The sequence below is a fragment of the Undibacterium sp. GrIS 1.2 genome (genome assembly GCF_040544435.1).
Taxonomy (GTDB): domain Bacteria; phylum Pseudomonadota; class Gammaproteobacteria; order Burkholderiales; family Burkholderiaceae_D; genus Undibacterium.
On record NZ_JBEONP010000014.1, the window covers coordinates 39,117 to 57,175 of the forward strand.

At 46.4% G+C, this 18,059-nt stretch carries 15 protein-coding genes; 6 read left to right on the forward strand and 9 right to left on the reverse strand.

Annotated elements, in window-relative coordinates:
- Position 1: 1 nt before the first annotated feature.
- The 3 genes from AAKU61_RS08140 (at position 2) to AAKU61_RS08150 (ending at position 5,535) form a co-directional block, all read left to right on the forward strand.
- Positions 2-3,118 (forward strand): efflux RND transporter permease subunit, encoded by a 3,117-nt coding sequence (locus AAKU61_RS08140; RefSeq protein WP_354331211.1) that lies wholly within the window; start codon positions 2-4, stop codon positions 3,116-3,118.
- Between the two features lie 285 nt (positions 3,119-3,403).
- On the forward strand, positions 3,404-4,645 hold the full coding sequence (locus tag AAKU61_RS08145; protein ID WP_354331213.1) for an SGNH/GDSL hydrolase family protein: 1,242 nt from the start codon (positions 3,404-3,406) through the stop codon (positions 4,643-4,645).
- Positions 4,646-4,851: 206 nt separating this feature from the next.
- Positions 4,852-5,535 carry an OmpW/AlkL family protein gene (locus AAKU61_RS08150; RefSeq protein WP_354331215.1) on the forward strand — a complete coding sequence of 228 codons (684 nt, stop codon included), beginning with the start codon at positions 4,852-4,854 and terminating at the stop codon, positions 5,533-5,535.
- 158 nt (positions 5,536-5,693) lie between these two features.
- Here the strand turns inward: AAKU61_RS08150 and AAKU61_RS08155 are convergent, their stop codons facing one another.
- From AAKU61_RS08155 to AAKU61_RS08165, 3 genes are all read right to left on the reverse strand, one after another.
- Positions 5,694-6,698 carry a diguanylate cyclase gene (locus AAKU61_RS08155; protein ID WP_354331217.1) on the reverse strand — a complete coding sequence of 335 codons (1,005 nt, stop codon included), beginning with the start codon at positions 6,696-6,698 and terminating at the stop codon, positions 5,694-5,696.
- Positions 6,699-6,774: 76 nt separating this feature from the next.
- On the reverse strand, positions 6,775-7,641 hold the full coding sequence (locus AAKU61_RS08160) for an HDOD domain-containing protein (RefSeq protein WP_354331219.1): 867 nt from the start codon (positions 7,639-7,641) through the stop codon (positions 6,775-6,777).
- On the reverse strand, positions 7,638-7,955 hold the full coding sequence (locus tag AAKU61_RS08165) for a hypothetical protein (RefSeq protein WP_322119878.1): 318 nt from the start codon (positions 7,953-7,955) through the stop codon (positions 7,638-7,640). Before AAKU61_RS08165 ends, AAKU61_RS08160 begins: the two co-directional genes overlap by 4 nt.
- A gap of 326 nt (positions 7,956-8,281) precedes the next feature.
- On the opposite strand from AAKU61_RS08165, the gene AAKU61_RS08170 reads away from it, so the two are divergent.
- Positions 8,282-8,836 (forward strand): DUF1345 domain-containing protein, encoded by a 555-nt coding sequence (locus tag AAKU61_RS08170; RefSeq protein WP_354331221.1) that lies wholly within the window; start codon positions 8,282-8,284, stop codon positions 8,834-8,836.
- 100 nt (positions 8,837-8,936) lie between these two features.
- Here the strand turns inward: AAKU61_RS08170 and AAKU61_RS08175 are convergent, their stop codons facing one another.
- Positions 8,937-9,473: a hypothetical protein gene (locus AAKU61_RS08175; protein ID WP_354331223.1), complete on the reverse strand. Its 537-nt coding sequence runs from the start codon at positions 9,471-9,473 to the stop codon at positions 8,937-8,939.
- Between the two features lie 416 nt (positions 9,474-9,889).
- On the opposite strand from AAKU61_RS08175, the gene AAKU61_RS08180 reads away from it, so the two are divergent.
- Positions 9,890-11,128: a spore maturation protein gene (locus AAKU61_RS08180; protein WP_354331225.1), complete on the forward strand. Its 1,239-nt coding sequence runs from the start codon at positions 9,890-9,892 to the stop codon at positions 11,126-11,128.
- Positions 11,129-11,318: 190 nt separating this feature from the next.
- Positions 11,319-11,753 (forward strand): hypothetical protein, encoded by a 435-nt coding sequence (locus AAKU61_RS08185; RefSeq protein ID WP_354331227.1) that lies wholly within the window; start codon positions 11,319-11,321, stop codon positions 11,751-11,753.
- A 67-nt stretch (positions 11,754-11,820) separates the two neighbouring features.
- On the opposite strand, the gene AAKU61_RS08190 is transcribed toward AAKU61_RS08185, so the two are convergent.
- The 5 genes from AAKU61_RS08190 to AAKU61_RS08210 form a co-directional block, all read right to left on the reverse strand.
- Positions 11,821-13,617, reverse strand: a complete 1,797-nt coding sequence (locus tag AAKU61_RS08190) for a M14 family metallopeptidase (RefSeq protein WP_354331228.1) — start codon at positions 13,615-13,617, stop codon at positions 11,821-11,823.
- Positions 13,618-13,635: 18 nt separating this feature from the next.
- A complete protein-coding gene (locus AAKU61_RS08195; RefSeq protein WP_354331230.1) occupies positions 13,636-14,004 on the reverse strand; it encodes a hypothetical protein in 369 nt (122 codons plus the stop codon).
- Positions 14,005-14,203: 199 nt separating this feature from the next.
- Complete coding sequence (locus tag AAKU61_RS08200) at positions 14,204-15,523, reverse strand: TRZ/ATZ family hydrolase (RefSeq protein WP_354331232.1); 1,320 nt, start codon at positions 15,521-15,523, stop codon at positions 14,204-14,206.
- A 532-nt stretch (positions 15,524-16,055) separates the two neighbouring features.
- A complete protein-coding gene (ureC, locus tag AAKU61_RS08205; protein WP_354331296.1) occupies positions 16,056-17,756 on the reverse strand; it encodes an urease subunit alpha in 1,701 nt (566 codons plus the stop codon).
- The gene (locus AAKU61_RS08210; RefSeq protein WP_354331234.1) at positions 17,750-18,055 is read right to left on the reverse strand and encodes an urease subunit beta; all 306 of its coding nucleotides are present in this window, start codon (positions 18,053-18,055) and stop codon (positions 17,750-17,752) included. Before AAKU61_RS08210 ends, ureC begins: the two co-directional genes overlap by 7 nt.
- Positions 18,056-18,059 lie beyond the last annotated feature (4 nt).

An 18,059-nucleotide genomic window follows, 5' to 3' on the forward strand; every position in this document is an offset into this window, starting at 1 on the left:
CATGTGGATCACCAAAGTCAGTATTCAAAATCCTGTTTTTGCGACCATGATGATGGTGGCGCTCGTCGTTCTGGGACTTTTTTCGTATCAAGGTCTGGGTCTGGAGCAGATGCCGGATGTGCAGTCTGTTGGTGTCTCGGTTCAAGTTCAATATCCTGGCGCTTCGCCAGAAATTGTCGAAAACGACATCACCAAACCAGTTGAAAGCGTAGTCAATACCGTCAGCGGTGTTAAGCGAATTTTAGCCAGTTCATTTGAAGGTCGCGCCACTCTTTGGGTAGAATTTCAACTATCGGTCAATCCGGACAAAGTGCTACAAGAAGTGCGGGATAAGATTGCCCAGATTCGACCAAGCTTTCCTAAAGATGTTAAAGACCCATTTATCGTGCGTGGCGGCAGTGATGGTAACGAGAGTCCCGTTGTTGAAATGTCAGTTAGTTCGCCCACCAGAAGCTTACGAGAATTATCGACATTAACAGATCAAGTCATTTCTAAAAAAATACAAAGCGTAGCTGGAGTAGGGCGGGTAGATGTGCGCGGTGCGGTGGTGCGTCAGGTGCAGGTTAAGTTGAGCCCGGACCGGATGGCGGCGAACAATGTCGGCGTGAATGAAGTGTTGACGGCTATCCAGGTAACCAATCAAAACATTCCGGCTGGCTTGATCACGCAAGGGGCTAACGATCAATTAGTCCGGTTAGAAGCTAAGATCACTGATCCACGCGGCTTCAATAAAATTATTGTCGCACGTCGAGCTAATGCCCCAGTGTATCTGGAGCAAGTCGCGGATATTCAAGACGGTGAGCGCGAGGAATTTTCTATCTCACGGGTCAATGGAGTACGCGCAATCAGCATCTCGGTCACAAAAATTCAGGATGCCAATATTGTAGAAGTTGGCGACGGGATTATTGATGCGATTGCAGATCTGCGTAGTCGTCTACCAAAAGACGTCATCATTAATGTCAACTACAACAATGCGGATAGCGTCAAACAATCTTTAAGCGGTGTTAAGGAAACCATACTTGAAGGTGCTGCTTTAACGATACTAATCGTATTTTTATTTTTACATTCATGGCGCAGTACGGTCATCACCGGCTTGACTTTGCCTATCTCGGTTATCGCTACTTTTATCGCGTTAAAGGCTTTTGGTTTTACGCTGAATTTTTTGACCTTGATGGCCTTGTCACTTTGTATTGGCTTGTTGATTGATGACGCGATTGTGGTCCGAGAGAATATTGTCCGTCATCTGGGTATGGGCAAAGGACATAAAAAAGCAGCAGAAGACGGCACGAATGAAATCGGTCTTGCCGTGATGGCGACGACTTTTGCCATTGTCGCTGTCTTTGTGCCAGTCGCCTTCATGAAAGGCATGATTGGTCGATATTTCTTTCAATTTGGCATTACTGTGACTGTTGCGGTACTGGTTTCTCTGTTCGTGAGTTTTACACTTGATCCAATGCTGTCGTCTGTTTGGCATGATCCGGCAGAGGGGCGTTTTAAACGTTTGCCCTGGCTAGCACGGATGATGGAAAACATCGAACACGGCATTGATAAGCTACATCATTTATATGGCCGAGTATTACAGCTGGTATTGCACAAACGTAAAACTACTTTAGCGTTAGCTTTCAGTTTATTTATCGGTAGTTTTTTCTTATTACCGTTTATCGGTTCTGAATTCGCACCTGAAACTGACAATAGCCAGATTTCGCTTAATCTCAAAACACCTGTTGGCTCTAGCCTGACCTATACCAATGAAAAAACTATACAGGTCGAGGCAATACTAAAACTGATGCCAGAAATCGTCACCATGACCACCAGCGTTGGTGTCGATGGTGAGCGCAATACGGCACAGATTAATCTCAAGTTGACGGAACCTCGGATTAGTCATCGTAAACCGCAGAAAGAAATTGAATCGATGATACGTCAACGGTTGAAATCTGTGCCGGGAATCGAGCTTGGCGTAGGGTTTAACAAGCCAATTTATGTAGCGATTTTGGGACCGGATGCGGATAAATTGCAGGGTGTGATTGATCAGGTAATGCTGAAGATTGGCGCGATCAAAGGAATTGCTGATTTAGAGAGTAGTTTAACCGGTGCCAATCCTACGGTATTAGTCAAAGTGAATAATGAGCTGGCGAATGATCTGGGTTTATCAGTGCAACAAATTGGATCAGCGCTACGACCTTTTGTTGCTGGTGATACGATAGGTCAATGGCTTGCACCCGATGGGCAAAATTATGAAATTAATGTGCAGTTGCCAAAATCGGGGCGGCAAAAAATTTCTGATCTTGGTGACCTATCGCTTGCCAGCAGTCGGATTGACGCAAATGGTAAGCCGATCATGGTGCCTTTACGTCAGGTAGTCCAATTTATTCCTGGTACTAGTCCGCGTGTCATTAAACGTCAAGATTTGCAGCGCCGTGCCGCTATCTATGCCAATGTAGAAGGCCGTCCTGCTGGCGACGTAGGGACTGAAGTGCAAGAATTGGTTAAAAAAATCGAACTACCACCTGGTTATCGGTTTGACGTGGGTGGACAGACTAAAGAGATGCAAGATTCTTTTAATTCTGCTTTGGCCGCATTGGGAATTGCAGTTATTTTTATTTACCTGATTTTGGCATCACAGTTTGGTAGTTTCTTGCAACCTCTGGCGATTATGACGTCCTTACCATTTTCCTTAATTGGCGTATTGCTTGCGTTGCTCATTACTGGCAGCACGCTGAATATTTTCTCGATTATTGGTTTCATTATGCTGATGGGTTTAGTGACCAAGAATGCGATTTTGTTAGTCGATTTTATTAATCAGTCGCAACGACAAGGGATGTCACAGTACGACGCTATTTTGGCGGCAGGTCAGGTCAGGTTAAGACCAATTCTAATGACTACACTGGCGATGATTTTTGGTATGTTACCGATGGCAATGGGTTTGAGTGATGGTGCTGAGTCGCAAGCACCTATGGGCAGAGCAGTTATAGGGGGGATTATCACCTCCACGTTGCTCACCCTATTAGTTGTACCTATTACTTATACTTATCTGGACAAATGGGGGCGGCGAGCATCTGCTTACTTGGGTAGAGGTAGTAAAGAAACTGTTACAACTTTATCGACTGATCCGGCTTGACCAGGAATTATCGCTTTGCAATAATCACGGCCTTGTTCAATTTCTATACCCAAGTGAACCCGACGGCTATTATTTGGCACGTGCATTTGATTTGGAAACAGAATTAATTTGCTGCACCGCAAAGGTTGTTTAGAGGACGTTAGAGCACGTTGTTTTTTCAAGAGTGTTTACTCTAATATTGTAACTTTCTCTATTCATCTAATATACGTGATGACATACTAGCCACGCGGTGACTAGCACGACCGTTCACTTTGTTATTAAAAAATATTTCCATTAGGAGACAAAATGCGTCAATCCAATTTTGCACTGGCATTGCTCACGGCTGCTGTTCTGGCCGGTTGCGGTGGCAGTAGTAGTGGTGGTGATCAAGCCACCAAAATCAAATTTAGTTCACAAGTATCATTTGGCGACAGTTTAAGTGACGTAGGTACTTATGCGGTTGGTACAGTAGCCGCACTCAAAGGTGGTAAGTACAACGTTAATGATGTTGATTCCACAGGCAAAAATAACGCAAAAAACTGGACAGAACTAATGGCTGCGCAATTAGGTTTGCCAGCACCATGTCCTGCACAAACTGGCTTAAATGGTTTGGCGTCACAAGGCTTTAGCGTTCCAGTTGTTAACCATGCTGGTTGTACGTCTTACGCTCAAGGTGGCGCCCGTGTCACAAATCCAGTTGGTCCAGGTAACAAATTATTAGGTGGCTCCAATGCGATCCTGGGGCAGTTGACTGTGCCTGTCGTTACTCAAATTCAAAATCATTTGGCTCTGAATGGCGGTAAATTCAGTGGTAATGAAATCGTGTTTGTGATGGCTGGCGGTAATGATGTCTTCATTCAATTAGCAACACTCTCTGCAGGTGCGACTGCTGCTGGAACTGCAGCTGTGACTCCTGCTGCTGTGCAAGCACAGATCGCAAAAGATATTGCTAGTGGTAAATGCGTCCCTACTGATGCACAGGCAACTAATTGTCAGGCTGCGGCAGGCGCCACAGTTGGCGCAGCAGGAGCAGCAGCGTATGTCCAAGCGACAGCGCCTGCCATTGTTACCGCTATGGGTACTGCCGGTGCTGAGTTAGCTGGTTACGTTAAGACTTTGATTGTTGGTAATGGTGCGAAATACGTTACTGTCGTTAATTTGCCAGACGTAAGCCAAACTCCGCTGGGCCTTGGTTCTGATGTGGCGACACAAGGTCTGATCAATACAATGGTAACTACCTTCAATGCTCAGTTAAAAGCAGGCTTAGATGGTAATGCTAGTGTTTTGTATGTTGATGCTTACACTGTAAACCGTGACCAAGCTGCTAATCCTGCAATCTATGGTTTAACAAATGTCACGACTCCTGCATGTGATTTGACTCCAGCGAAAAATCCACTGGGTTCTTCACTGGTATGTAACAAGTCAAACACGATTGCTGCAAACGTTGACAACTATGAATATGCGGATAGCGTACATCCGACACCTTACGGTTATCTATTATTAGCGCGCTATGTTTCGAAAGAAATGATTGTTAAAGGTTGGCTGTAAGCGCTGGTGATTGAGCGTCAAGAGTTAATAATTTACTCTTTATTGATACTTTAAAGGCTGACCAGATCAAGAGCAACTCATAGCTAAACTGAGATATCAGACTTGCTATCAGACCCAAATTGTAATGGTCAGCGACGCTAAAAAAATAACCGAGCTATTTAGATGGCGACATGATGTGTCATCAATCAAAAGGATTAGGAGACAATATGAATAAAAGTTTTAAGGGTGCGATTAATTTTGCCGCGGTTATTTTAGTGCTTACAGCTAGTGCCGCAGCCTCTGCTCAAAGCGCAGGTACATGGTCAGTTAAGGGCGGTTTCAATCAGTTAAAGCCAAAAGTAGATAGCGGTGATTTGAGTGCTCCGGCATTGCCTGGTACCAAAGCAGACGTTGGTACTGACACTGAAGCTGTACTTGTTGGTAGCTACATGTTTACAGATAATATTTCTGCAGAAGTAGCTATTGGTGTGCCTTACAAACATGAGCTGAGAGGTGCTGGTGCGATTGCTGGTACAGGTAAAATCGGCACAACAGAAGTGCTGCCACCAACAATTTTTGCCCAATACCGTTTCTTTGAGCCAAAATCATTGCTTCGTCCATATGTAGGACTTGGTTTGACTTACGCGTACTTTCAGAAAGAAACAGGTTCTGGAGAAATGACTGCGCTGACGAATACTGGCAGCCCAAATCCAACGACGTTTAAGTTGGATAATAAATTTGCCGTCACAATGCAATTAGGTACAACCTATGCTTTCAACGACAAATGGTTTGCTGACTTAGCAGTGACTAAAACTTTATTGAAAACGACAGCCCACTTTTCAACTGGTCAAACGCAAAACATCAAACTGGATCCTATCGGAATTAGCTTTGGCGTTGGTTACCACTTCTAATTTACTGGCGACCGGATCACCGTCAATTTCCTGATCTGGTTTGTCCGTATGAATAAAAAAGCTGCCGATACATTACGTATCAGCAGCTTTTTTCTTTATATTCAGAGTTTAAAATTGAGCAAAAGCCAAGTACGATTAGTAAAAATCAACGCGCAGTACTAAATTGAAACCCGATCCCGTCCTTGTTCTTTCGCACGGTACATCGCTGCATCTGCTTTGGAGATCAAGGCAGTAGCATCTTCTCCTTTTTCTAAGCTGGCTAAGCCAAACGATCCGGTAATATGCGGTAACGCTTTATGCGTATCTGCAAACACTTTAGTTTTACGCAGTCTATTACAAAGACGCTCTGCAACCAGTAGTGCAGATTTTTGATTGGTGCCCGGCAAAATCACGATCATCTCTTCACCGCCATATCGCGCAGCAAAGTCAGTAGGGCGTAATCCGGCATTCATTACTTTGGCAGCGCTTTGTAGCGCATCGTCGCCTACTAAGTGACCGTAATCATCGTTAAATCGTTTGAAATGATCAAGGTCCACCATAATGATACTCAGCGGATTGCCGCTTGCGTGTGCGCTTTCCACCATATTTGGCAACTGACTATTTAACCAGGCGCGATTATGTAATCCAGTTAAACCATCAACCATAGAAAGCTGACGATAAAATTCGCCTACTTTTTGCCGATTACGAATTTGTGCATTGGCTGCGCGGATACGGAAAGACAGTAGCTGCAATAAATTTTTTGCGACACCATTCGACTCATCAATCAGTCGCCATAAAGTTTCAGCCTCGATCACCAGTAACTCACTATCGGTTAAGGCGCTGATAGTAGCGGAATGAATTTCTTCGTCTAATACCGATATTTCGCCGACACATTCACCCGGCAGATATTGGGTAATGGCGGTTTCTAATTGATTGCTGTTGGCGTCTTGTCGCGTGATTCCCAGTACCCCTTTAAGCACAACATATAATCGTGCACCAGAACTGTGGGCATCCAAAACGATTTGTCCTGTTCTTGCTTTCACCACGGCGCAGTACTGAATAATATCTTCAATTAACTGATGGTTTTCCGGAGAAATATCGCGGAATAAATGGATGCTCTCTATTGGATAATCGGCATCACCGAATTGCATTAACTGTTCCAAAATGGTTTTTTCCAAGTACATGAATTTCTATCAAAAAACGCTAAAATTATGTTACGGCCATAGCTAAAACAACGTACTAAAAGTAGCTTATTACAAGCTACAATAAAATCCCGTCTAAGGCCTCAAAACGCATTTCAGTCTCGCGGAATATCGCTAGATAATCTGCTTTATTTAAGCCCAAAGTGTTCCATGCCATCTGTGATATTAACGGTACCAGATCGTCCTCTACCTGGCTGATATCTAACGCATGTACGATTGCATTAGCCACATGCACAATCGCCGCAATCGAATTAAGTCCTTCTATTTCTGGATCATGATGTCCGCGAATCGCATCTCGGATCGCTTCAGAAAATTGCCAATGTTCCGCTAGTGCCAAACCTGCGGTGACATGATCAATATTCATGACTGCATGCTCTGCTTCCAGCAAATAACAATCTTCTTGTTCTCTATACAGAATCGCTTGCTCATATTGTGCTGGAAAACGCGTCACCAAAACCAGTCTCCCAATATCGTGCAATAAGCCCGCAGTGTAAGCAAAATCGTGCTTCATCGACAGCGTGCGTGAGATCAGTTCAGCGCATTCTGCCGTCGCCACGCTATGTCGCCAAAATGCCTGAAAATCAAAGTTCCTGCAACGTGACGTTGGAAAACTATTTGCGATTGCCGTGAGTTGGATTAAATTTTTTATTTGCCTGATACCCAGCATGCTGACAGCCTGTTGCAATGTCACCACTTTAGAATTGCTGCCAAACATTGACGAGTTTGCTAACCGAAGCGTGCTGGCAGTCAGCGACTGGTCGTGCGACACTTTTTCTGCAATCGTGTCCAGACTAATATCATCGTCATTTAAATTGGACAACATTTCTTGCGCCACTGCGGGCAAGGTCGGCAAAGACTTGATGTGTTTAATCACATCAATTAATAGCAAATGCTGGCTGCTGGGTGAGGGTTGATCAGGGGTCATGGCGTTACATCGCGATAGGCGCGCATATAGTCAAACAAGATGGTCGTTGGCGCATGACCATGCGTGTGTCTGAATAATTGATCAAGACGTTCCAGCTTTGCTTTTTGGACACTCGCATCATCGACCTCGGGCAAGTCGTCTGCTATCACCGACAATTGTTGAACATGATGCTGTGCGATAGAAACTAACATCGACTCCGACAAGGTCACGCCTGCGGGCAGCAAAACATGTCCCTGCTTGTCAAGCAAATCAGCCGCTAACACTCTGCCGGCAGTGATTTTTGATAGAGGTAAATATTGGTGTCGCTTAGTCATAATAGAGATTTGATGATGTCTTTAGTGTAATAAATTTTCACCCGACGCACATGATTTTGTTTCTCCTGATAGCACAAGCTCTAATATACTACGGCAGGTATGTTTGGGTGGAAACATCCGCGTTTACTTTACCGACATTACTTATCTGCCCGCTGTTATATTATTTGCCTCGCACAAATGCGCGCTATCGCAACGACGTTTTTCAAGAATGCCTTATTTCTCTTATGTTCTCAATTAAAAATTTTATACATACACGCCCCCGGTTAAGCCTGACATTCTTTTTAGGCTTGCTAGTCACGTTTCTACTTCCCGGTAATTTTGATTGGATGACCCGCGCACTATTTGGCTGGAACGTCGCGGTATGGGGATATTTGATTTTGATGGGCTGGTTGATGAGCTGCGCGAATCACGACAGTGTCAACAAAATTGCCCAGCAAGAGCATGAAGGTGCGGTTGCTATTTTGGTGATTTTGTCGGTCGCGGCAACTGCCAGTCTGGTTGCCATTATTTTTGAGTTGTCGAACATGAAGGGACTATCTGCCGACGTCCGTTTTCTCAAATATATACTCACTGCGATGACGGTATTTGGCTCTTGGTGTTTAGTGGCGATGATTTTTACGTTTCACTATGCGCTAGTGTTTTATCGCTCACCCAAAGGGCATCCCGCTTTACGTTTTCCCGATGATGAAAAAAATCCTGACTACTGGGACTTTTTATATTTTTCATTCACCATCGCGATGGCAGTACAAACATCCGATGTCAGCGTGATGACACGCCAGATGCGTAAGACGGTATTAGGACAATCCGTCTTAAGTTTTTTATTTAATGTCGCGATTGTCGGTTTCTCAATCAACATCGCAGCCAGTCTGGTCGGTAATTGACTCTATTCCTGGCTGCGATGCTGGCACTGACTGATGCGCTGATGTGAATTTCTGAAGCCCTCAATGACTACCTTTCAGCAAGGCTCTGGTTAGTGACAAATTACCGGTTGTGGTAATGCTCGTCGCCACGCTGGTAATCATCATGTCGATCACGATAATTGTCGTGGTCATCATGCTCATGGCGTTCATAGCGGTGATCGTCACGGTAGCCATCCCAACGACCGTAGCGGTTGTCATAGTAAGTGCGTTGGTAATGTGCCGTGCGCCATGGTTGACCGTAAGTTTGCTCCACATAAGCATGTTGCATATAAGGACGATCAGAGCCCAACACTACAGGCACGCCACCGAGGCGCAGATCAACATTTAAATAGCCAGGTAAGCGAGCACCTGCTTGCCAATTCCCGCCATTCGCCCAAAACCAGTTGCCATTGTTGGGTGAGTAATACACGCGTTGGGCTGGGTAATACACATAGTTATAGTTATGAACTACTTCGTGTCTGTATTGTGGCTGATGCCATCCACCGCGATTCCAATCACGATCTTGTGCAGAGGCTGTGCCGCTGATACCTGCGCCAACAACAAGAACACCCAATGCAAGCGATTTTGCCAGCATGTTGAAAGAAGTAATAGTACGCATGATGAACACCTTTTCTTTAATTTGACCACACCTCTACAACGAACTGAGCAACAAGAAAGCTGACAAAGATGTGCATTTTTCTCAAAAAAGATGCAACAAAATGTATCTGACTATAAGCTGTTGGCGGTGATAATCGATACGCTTCACTGTCTTTATAAAATGTGGAAACCGATTTGTAGTCATCAAATCAGTGATCAATTTAGATAGCAATGCGGGTAGAAAAATTCAGGCGATGCCGTTGTGTTTCATGATACAAAGTGCTTGCGTGGGTAGATCCAAATCTGGGGGGATCTAGCACTTGAATGTGGCAATAAAGTTTTTCGGATGAAATTATTTTTTAGTTTCATGATTTTAGTTTTCTGATTACGTATCAACATTACGTATCAACATCACGTCCCAACATTACGACTCAAAAAATGGCACTCAACTACATCTGGACCGGATTCTTTTTCATCAGCTTTATCGCCGCGCTAGGACAATGGTTGTTATTGGGTGATGCCGAAGTATTTAAGCGCATCATCGACGGCACGTTTGAATCTGCCCGCATCGGCGTGATGGAAATTGCTTTGCCATTGGCAGGCATCATGACGCTCTGGTTGGGTATTATGAACATCGGCGAGAAAGCTGGTGCGATCAACTTTATTGCCAAGATCATCGCACCATTTTTTCAGCGTATTTTCCCAGGCGTGCCCAAAGATCACCCGGCCAACGGTCATATGGTGATGAACTTTTCCGCCAATTTATTGGGACTAGATAACGCAGCCACACCCTTCGGCTTAAAAGCTATGGAGAGTTTGCAAAGCTTAAATCCGAATAAGGATGAGGCCAGCGATGCGCAAATCATGTTTTTAGTCTTACACACCTCTGGCCTGACGCTGATACCACTGGCGATCATGGCGCAACGTGCCGTCTTGGGTGCGCATGACCCTTCGGATATTTTTATCCCCTGTATGATCGCCACTTATGTCGCCACCATCGTAGGATTGGTTGCAGTCGCCATCAGGCAGCGCATCAATTTATTGAATCGTGTGGTATTGGGCTGGCTCGGCGGGATCAGTGCCTTTATTATTTTGTTGGTCTGGTACCTTAGCCAATGCATGAGCCGATCTGAGATTGAAGTTTTTTCTAAACTCAGCAGCAATCTTCTGCTATTCGGTATCATCGTCAGTTTTATGCTGGCAGCTATGCGCAAGCAAGTGAACGTGTATGAAGCCTTTATCGAAGGTGCCAAAGGCGGCATACAAACCTCGATCACCATCATCCCTTATTTAGTCGGTATGCTGGTTGCGATTGGCATCTTGCGTAACGCTGGCGTACTCGGATTTGTTGTCGCCGGATTCAATTGGGTCTTCTCGCACCTCGGTATCAACACCGACTTTACGCCCGCCTTACCAACCGCATTGATGAAGCCGCTCAGCAGCAGCGGATCACGCGCTCTGATGGTTGATGCGATGAAAACCTATGGCGTCGATTCCTTCGTCGGTCGCCTTGCCTGCGTGTTCCAAGGTTCTGCCGATACTACGTTTTATATTGTCGCTCTCTATTTCGGATCGGTCGGCATACGTAAAACCCGCTATGCGATTTCATTCGGTTTGCTCGCCGACTTTGCTGGCATTGTTGCAGCGATTTTTGTGGCATATCTATTTTTTCACTAGATCAATTTTTAATACACTGAATAGAATGTTTTATGAGTAAATCAATCAGGAGTTGCAGAGCGTAAATGTCTATACTCCTAGTATGTATTTTAAGTTGTCCATAGATTATCTGAACAATAGAGCATATTTATGAAAAATAAGGGGGAGTATATGGTTTTTATTGCCCCGTAAGCAAAAAAAGGAAACCAGCATGTCAGATGCAAACAATACCTCATTAGAGCAAGAATGGATCGTCCTGCAAAACAATATCGAAGCCTTAGAACGTAGCTGTCTGTTGATCAAACTTTGTGCCGTCGCCTTGTTTATCGCCACTGCCGTTTTTAACTTTAGCGTAGTGATGATCGTCGGATTATTATTGTTGATGTGCCTGCAGGAAGCTATCGTCAGGACCTCGCAAGCGCGTCTGAGTAATCGTATTCTGCGGATAGAAGCGATGATCAAGCAGCCGCCTCAAGAAGATTTTTCCGCCTTCCAATTACATATCGAATGGTTGAAAGAACGTAAAGGCGTAGTTGGCTTATTGATGGAATACGCAAGTCAGGCACTACGCCCGACGGTTGCGTTTCCTTATGTGTTGCTGGTGGTATTTAGCTTTGCTTTGAATTGGGGGCAGTCGCCATATTGATGTCATTGCTTTAGCTACAATCCCAATTCATTAATTTGTTTGAATCTAATCCATTACTGCGAGCCCGTCACTGCGGTACCAACGCCGTTCTAAACACCGGATACAAATTAAACCGTTCGTCCCAGGAAGAATGTCTGCGCGCAAAAAAATCTAATCTGGCGACCGGATTTTTTGCAAAGCTGGCATCACTGGCGAGACGTTGTTCAAATTCTTTTCGTAATGTCGGGTCTGCGGCTAATTGCTCACGGGCGACTTCTTCGGCGACGTAGGCTTCCATATATTCTTTGCGTTCGAAGGCATTATTAAACCAGCCCCAGTTGACTAGCGCATCGGGTGCGCTGGGCTTGAATAGCTCGATAACTAGCCTTGATTTGGCTTGGGCGATGGGTACAAACAGACTACCTGGCGCCAGCGTGCGTTGTTCGGTTTTCCATCCACCTTTTAGCGTGAGCATTTGGTGGCCTTCAAATGATTCGGCAGTGAAACTGACTTTATCTGCACGCAGGCTCTCTATCCTTGCACCTTCTAGTCCAGATTTCAGTACCCGGAATTGGATGCCATGCTGTGTCAGTTTTTGTGCAATGGCATCTGCATACGCGGCGCTGACCAGGTAGCCTGCCTGCGGTGCGGTGACGATGTTTTTGGGTACTATCTCATTACGTAAGGTCACATTCCAGACTTGTGGTTTGGTCTCGTTATAGCGTGTCATCAGTGCGCCAGAGATAGTCGATGGTGTTCGCTCGTAAGCATAGCCGCGAAAGGCGACAGGGATGGTTTTATCAGTAGTGGCATAACTGACGACCACTTGTTTGCCCGCCAAGGTGGCGGCTCTGGCATCGGCGGCGATAGCTAAACTGCGCCATTGAGCGCCATGCAACGCGATCTGATTGAGTACAGAAATGATGGTGTTATGCGTGATGCGGACACGGGTTGGATAGTCTTTCCAGGAATGCGTTTCTACCAGCATCCCATAGCGATTACGCAGTACAAAATAGCCATGCGAAAACCGGGCTGTCGGCACATTATCCGCAAAGCCGGACATAGGATCATCCTCTTTTTCAAACGACATATAAAAGGGTAATGGCAGAGAACCTTGCTTTGCCAGATCGGTAATCACCGCATCGCGTAATTGTTTGCCAGATGCGCGTAAGTTGGCGTCGCCAGAATTGACCGGCTCTACTTGTATCGAAATATCATGTTCAAATTTAGCGCCGTCGGTCACATGCAAATCAACCGTGGCAAGCGGGTCCCACTCATTGATCAGCTTGAGCATGGACTGCATTTCGGGAGAATCGGCTTTGACGTAATCCCGATTTAAATTGAAGTTTTGTGCGGTCGTGCGCCAGCCCATTTCTTCTGGCCCTTGCTGATTTGGCCGGTTCCATCGACCAAAGCGTTCATGACCATCGATATTAAACACAGGAACAAAAATTAGTACCTGCTTATCCAATGCGCCTTTGGCAGCAGTGTTTTCTAAAGTCTCGCGCAGCGCTAAAAAACCGGCATCTTTTCCATCAATTTCACCCGCATGTATTCCACCCTGTATCAGTACGACAGGTATATTACGCTGCTGTGCTTCTGTTGCCGTCAATGCCCCTGTGCGTGAGGCGATTAGTGCCAGCATGGGCCGGCCTTCTGGTGTACGGCCAAACTCAATGCAGCGCACGGCAGTTGGATAGGCTTTCTGGAATTCTGCGCAAAGCGCGATGACTTCATCATAACGTCCTGTTTTGACGAAGCCAGAACGTTCAGAGAGTGTAGTCAGATTATTCTTAAGCGGCGTCGCGCTATTGGCTGTGTTGCTTGTAACAGATAACGTAGCCACGGACAGCAGGCAAAACAAGAGGCGTGAAGACATCAACATCAGATCACTTTCTGGGAGTTATTTTTTAGGTGCAGAGGATGTGTTAGTGCATGTGTTGATGCATTGAAGATTTTTATCGTCGCATGCCCGATAACGCTCTAATTTGCGATTCATAAAATCCTTATTCGCGACTTCTTTATTGCGGATCGTATCGGCTAAGCGATCATGGTTTGAGTCATTTGGATTTCTGCTACCTGATGATGCGCTGATCATTGGGTCAGTATCAAATTTTGTTTGTGTGTCTGCGTTGGCGCGGCATTCTTTTTTCTCAGATGCGCAAATGGATTTACAGAGATCCGAGTCACCTGCATACACAGCCGATGCTGCTATGGAAGCGCTGAAGGAGATGAGAGAAATTAGAGCGAAGCGGAGGGAGATTTTTTTCACGTGTGTTCCTCTGATTTAAAATATTTGGCGTTGTTGCTTTTTGCGGATCAGTTGCTAAGCTTGTTCGGTAGGTAGCGTAAATTGGGCGATGTAAATAAGTTTTTAGTCGTAGGGTGCGCCATGCGCATCGCTGTGCAATTTGATCTTGCTCTACAAAGCTATTGGTGCGCGTGGCGCACCCTACAGATAACCGTTGTTTTTATACCGTAGCAACAGCGATCTTTTTCTGCCACCAACGCGCCTTATCTAATAACTGATCCATCTGCAAATCGCAGAATACTCTGTCGCTCATCAGACACTTGCCATTGACCCAGACGTGGCTGATTTGTTCTCGCCCAGCTGCGTAGACTATTTGCGATATCGGATCGAACAGAGGTTGCGTTTCTATTGCGGACAAATCAATGGCGATCAGGTCAGCTTGTTTGCCTGCGACCAAGCTACCGATTTGCTGATCCATGCCCAATGCTTTGGCACCAGACAATGTTGCCATTTCCAGTGCGATACTGGCATTGAGTGCGGTTGGGTTGCCGGATTGTGCTTTGGACAGCAGCGCTGCCATACGCAGATCACCCAGCAAATCGAGCTTGTTATTACTGGCTGCGCCATCGGTACCAATACCGACCTGAATACCCGCTGTTTGCATATCATGCACACGGGCAAAGCCAGACGAGAGTTTCAGATTGCTGGCAGGATTATGCGCGACATGCACACCTTGCCTTGCCAGTAGCGCGATTTCGGCATCGTTGGCATGCACCACATGCGCAGCGATCAGGGCAGGGCTGAGGAGTCCGAGTTGATGCAAGCGCTCTAGCGGACGCATGCCGTATTGTTTGAGGCTGGTATCGACCTCGTCCTGAGTTTCATGAATATGGCAATGGATATCGATACCTAGTTTTTCAGACAGCGCAATGATTTTGCTAAAAGTCTCATCGGCTACGGTGTACGGTGCATGCGGCGCAAGGCGGAAGCTAATACCGGCTTGCCCGACAAATGATTGACGAGCTGCCAGCGCTTTGCTGATGTATTCATCGGCATCATTCGCATACACGGTTGGGAATTCTAAAATACTGCAACCAACGATGGTGCGCATGCCGGTGTGCACACCAGCGCGCGCTACCGCCTCGTGGCAGAAGTACATATCGTTGACCGTCGTTGTGCCACCACGGATCATTTCCGCCATCGCATGCACGCTACCATCAAACACAAACTCATCCGAGACATGCTTCTTCTCTGCTGGCCAGATGTGATGGTTGAGCCAATCCATCAAAGATAAATCATCTGCCAGACCGCGCAGTAAACTCATCGCAGAGTGGGCATGCAGATTGATCAAGCCGGGCAGCAAAGCGTGCTCAGGCATCTCCAGATGTTGCGCGCTGGCATATTGCTGGCGCGCCTGATCGGCGGGCAACACCGCAAGAATTTTGTCGTCCTGCATCACTAATGCATGATGAGTCAACACGGTGGTACGCGGCTCAACCGGGATCAGATATTGTGGATAAATGCAGGTGATTTTTGTCATGGGATTAGTGTATTCGGTTGTGTAAGTACCGTGGATTATAGCGGGATGACGCTGGATGAAGCAGGTTTAATGAAGTGTTTATGAAGACTTATTGTATCGCCCTTGTTCACAGATGGATTGAGACCAAGATTTTCTATTGATCCGCGAATACTGATTAGCCGCACAGATGACAAGTGTGGTTTAAAAGATGGATGCAATCATGTGCTTTACTTTGATTATTTCGACGCTAGTTAATGTTAATACCAGCATGAAAAATTCTTTTGTGTGACTGCGCCATTAATCGTATTGTGCTGTGCAATGAGCTCGATAGTCAGCATCTAAAAAATATACTCTAGGTAAGTAATTTAAAGTGTCCATATAATCATTGGACGATAAGACCTATTTTAAAAAATAAGGGGGGAGTATATGAATTTTGTCACGGATAAGTGAAAAAATAACCATCGCTAATAGCTAGTTTAGCGATGGTAATCTGTTTTGTATCGGTGAAGCTAGATGCGATACGAAGTCACTCTAAACCGAATTTTTACCAAAACTAAAATAAGAAATATCGCTGCGCCATTGGCAAAATTTTTGCCGGTTCGCAGACCAACAATTCTCCATTGGCACGGACTTCATAAGTTTCTGAATCGACTTCCATTTTGGGCGTTAATCCGTTGTGGATCATGTCTTTTTTGCGGATGTTGCGGGTATTTTTAACCGGGATTAAGGTCTTGTTGAGTTTGAGTTGTTCGCCTAGGCCAGCATCAAATGCCGCTTGCGATACAAAGGTGAAGGATTTTTTTAAGCCGCCTCCAAACGCACCAAACATCATGCGGTAATGCACCGGTTGTGGTGTTGGGATAGAGGCGTTGGGGTCGCCCATCTGAGCAGCAGCGATCATACCGCCTTTGATGATCAACGATGGTTTGACGCCAAAGAAGGCGGGCTTCCAGAGTACGATATCGGCGATTTTTCCGACTTCCAGCGAACCGACTACATGCGCAATCCCGTGGGTGATGGCTGGATTGATCGTATATTTAGCGATATAGCGCTTGGCGCGGAAGTTGTCATTGCGCTCGTTATCTTCTGGTAGAGAACCACGTTGCTGCTTCATCTTGTCGGCGGTTTGCCAGGTACGCATAATGACTTCGCCCACGCGTCCCATGGCTTGCGAATCGGATGACATCATGGAGATCGCGCCGATGTCATGCAGGATATCTTCAGCAGCGATGGTCTCGCGCCGGATGCGAGATTCGGCGAAGGCGATATCTTCTGCAATTGCAGGGTCGAGATGATGGCAGACCATCAGCATGTCTAAATGTTCGTCCAGCGTGTTGACCGTGTAAGGACGCGTCGGATTGGTGGAGGAGGGGAGCACGTTACTTTCACCCACTGCTGCAATGATGTCGGGCGCGTGACCACCGCCTGCACCCTCTGTATGGAAGGTGTGAATAGTCCGGTCTTTAAACGCCGCCAGCGTGTGTTCTAAAAAACCGCCTTCGTTTAAGGTGTCGCTATGGATCGCTACTTGCACATCCATGCGGTCTGCCACACTTAGGCAGTTGTCAATCGCTGCCGGCGTCGTACCCCAGTCTTCATGTAGCTTCAGACCGATTGCGCCCGCCAGGATTTGTTCTTCCAGAGGCAAGGGCAGGCTGACATTACCCTTACCCAAAAAGCCGAGGTTCATCGGGAAGGCATCTGCCGCCATCAGCATCGAATGTAAATGCCACGGTCCCGGCGTACAGGTTGTAGCTGCGGTGCCGACTGCTGGGCCAGTACCGCCGCCCAGCATCGTGGTCACGCCGCTCATCAATGCTTCTTCAATTTGTTGCGGACAAATGAAATGGATATGTGAATCGATTCCGCCTGCGGTGACGATCATACCTTCGCCCGCAATGATTTCAGTCGCACCACCGATGGCCATATCAACACCCGACTGGATATCTGGATTGCCTGCTTTACCGATCTTGGCGATCAGGCCGTTTTTTAAACCAATGTCCGCTTTGACGATACCCCAGTGATCCAGAATCACTGCGTTGGTGATGACGGTGTCCATTACCTCGGCATGTGGACGCTGCGATTGCCCCATGCCGTCGCGGATCACTTTGCCGCCGCCGAATTTGACTTCCTCACCATAGATCGCGAAGTCTTTTTCGATTTCAATAAACAGGCCAGTATCCGCCAGGCGTATACGGTCACCCGTGGTGGGGCCAAACATTTCTGCATAGGCTTGTCTGGAAATTTTCATAATGCCCCCATCACTTTACCGTTGAAGCCATACACTTTGCGGTCCCCCGCCAGCGCGACTAGTTCAATCGTACGTTGCTGGCCTGGTTCAAACCGGACGGCGGTACCTGCAGCAATATTGAGCCGCATGCCATAAGCTGTCTGACGCTCAAATTGCAATGCCGGATTAGTTTCAAAAAAATGAAAATGGGAGCCGACCTGTATAGGTCTGTCACCACTATTGGAGACCACCAGCGTGGTGGTCGCACGACCGACATTGAGTTCGATATCGCCGGGTTCTATCAGCATTTCGCCTGGGGTCATGATG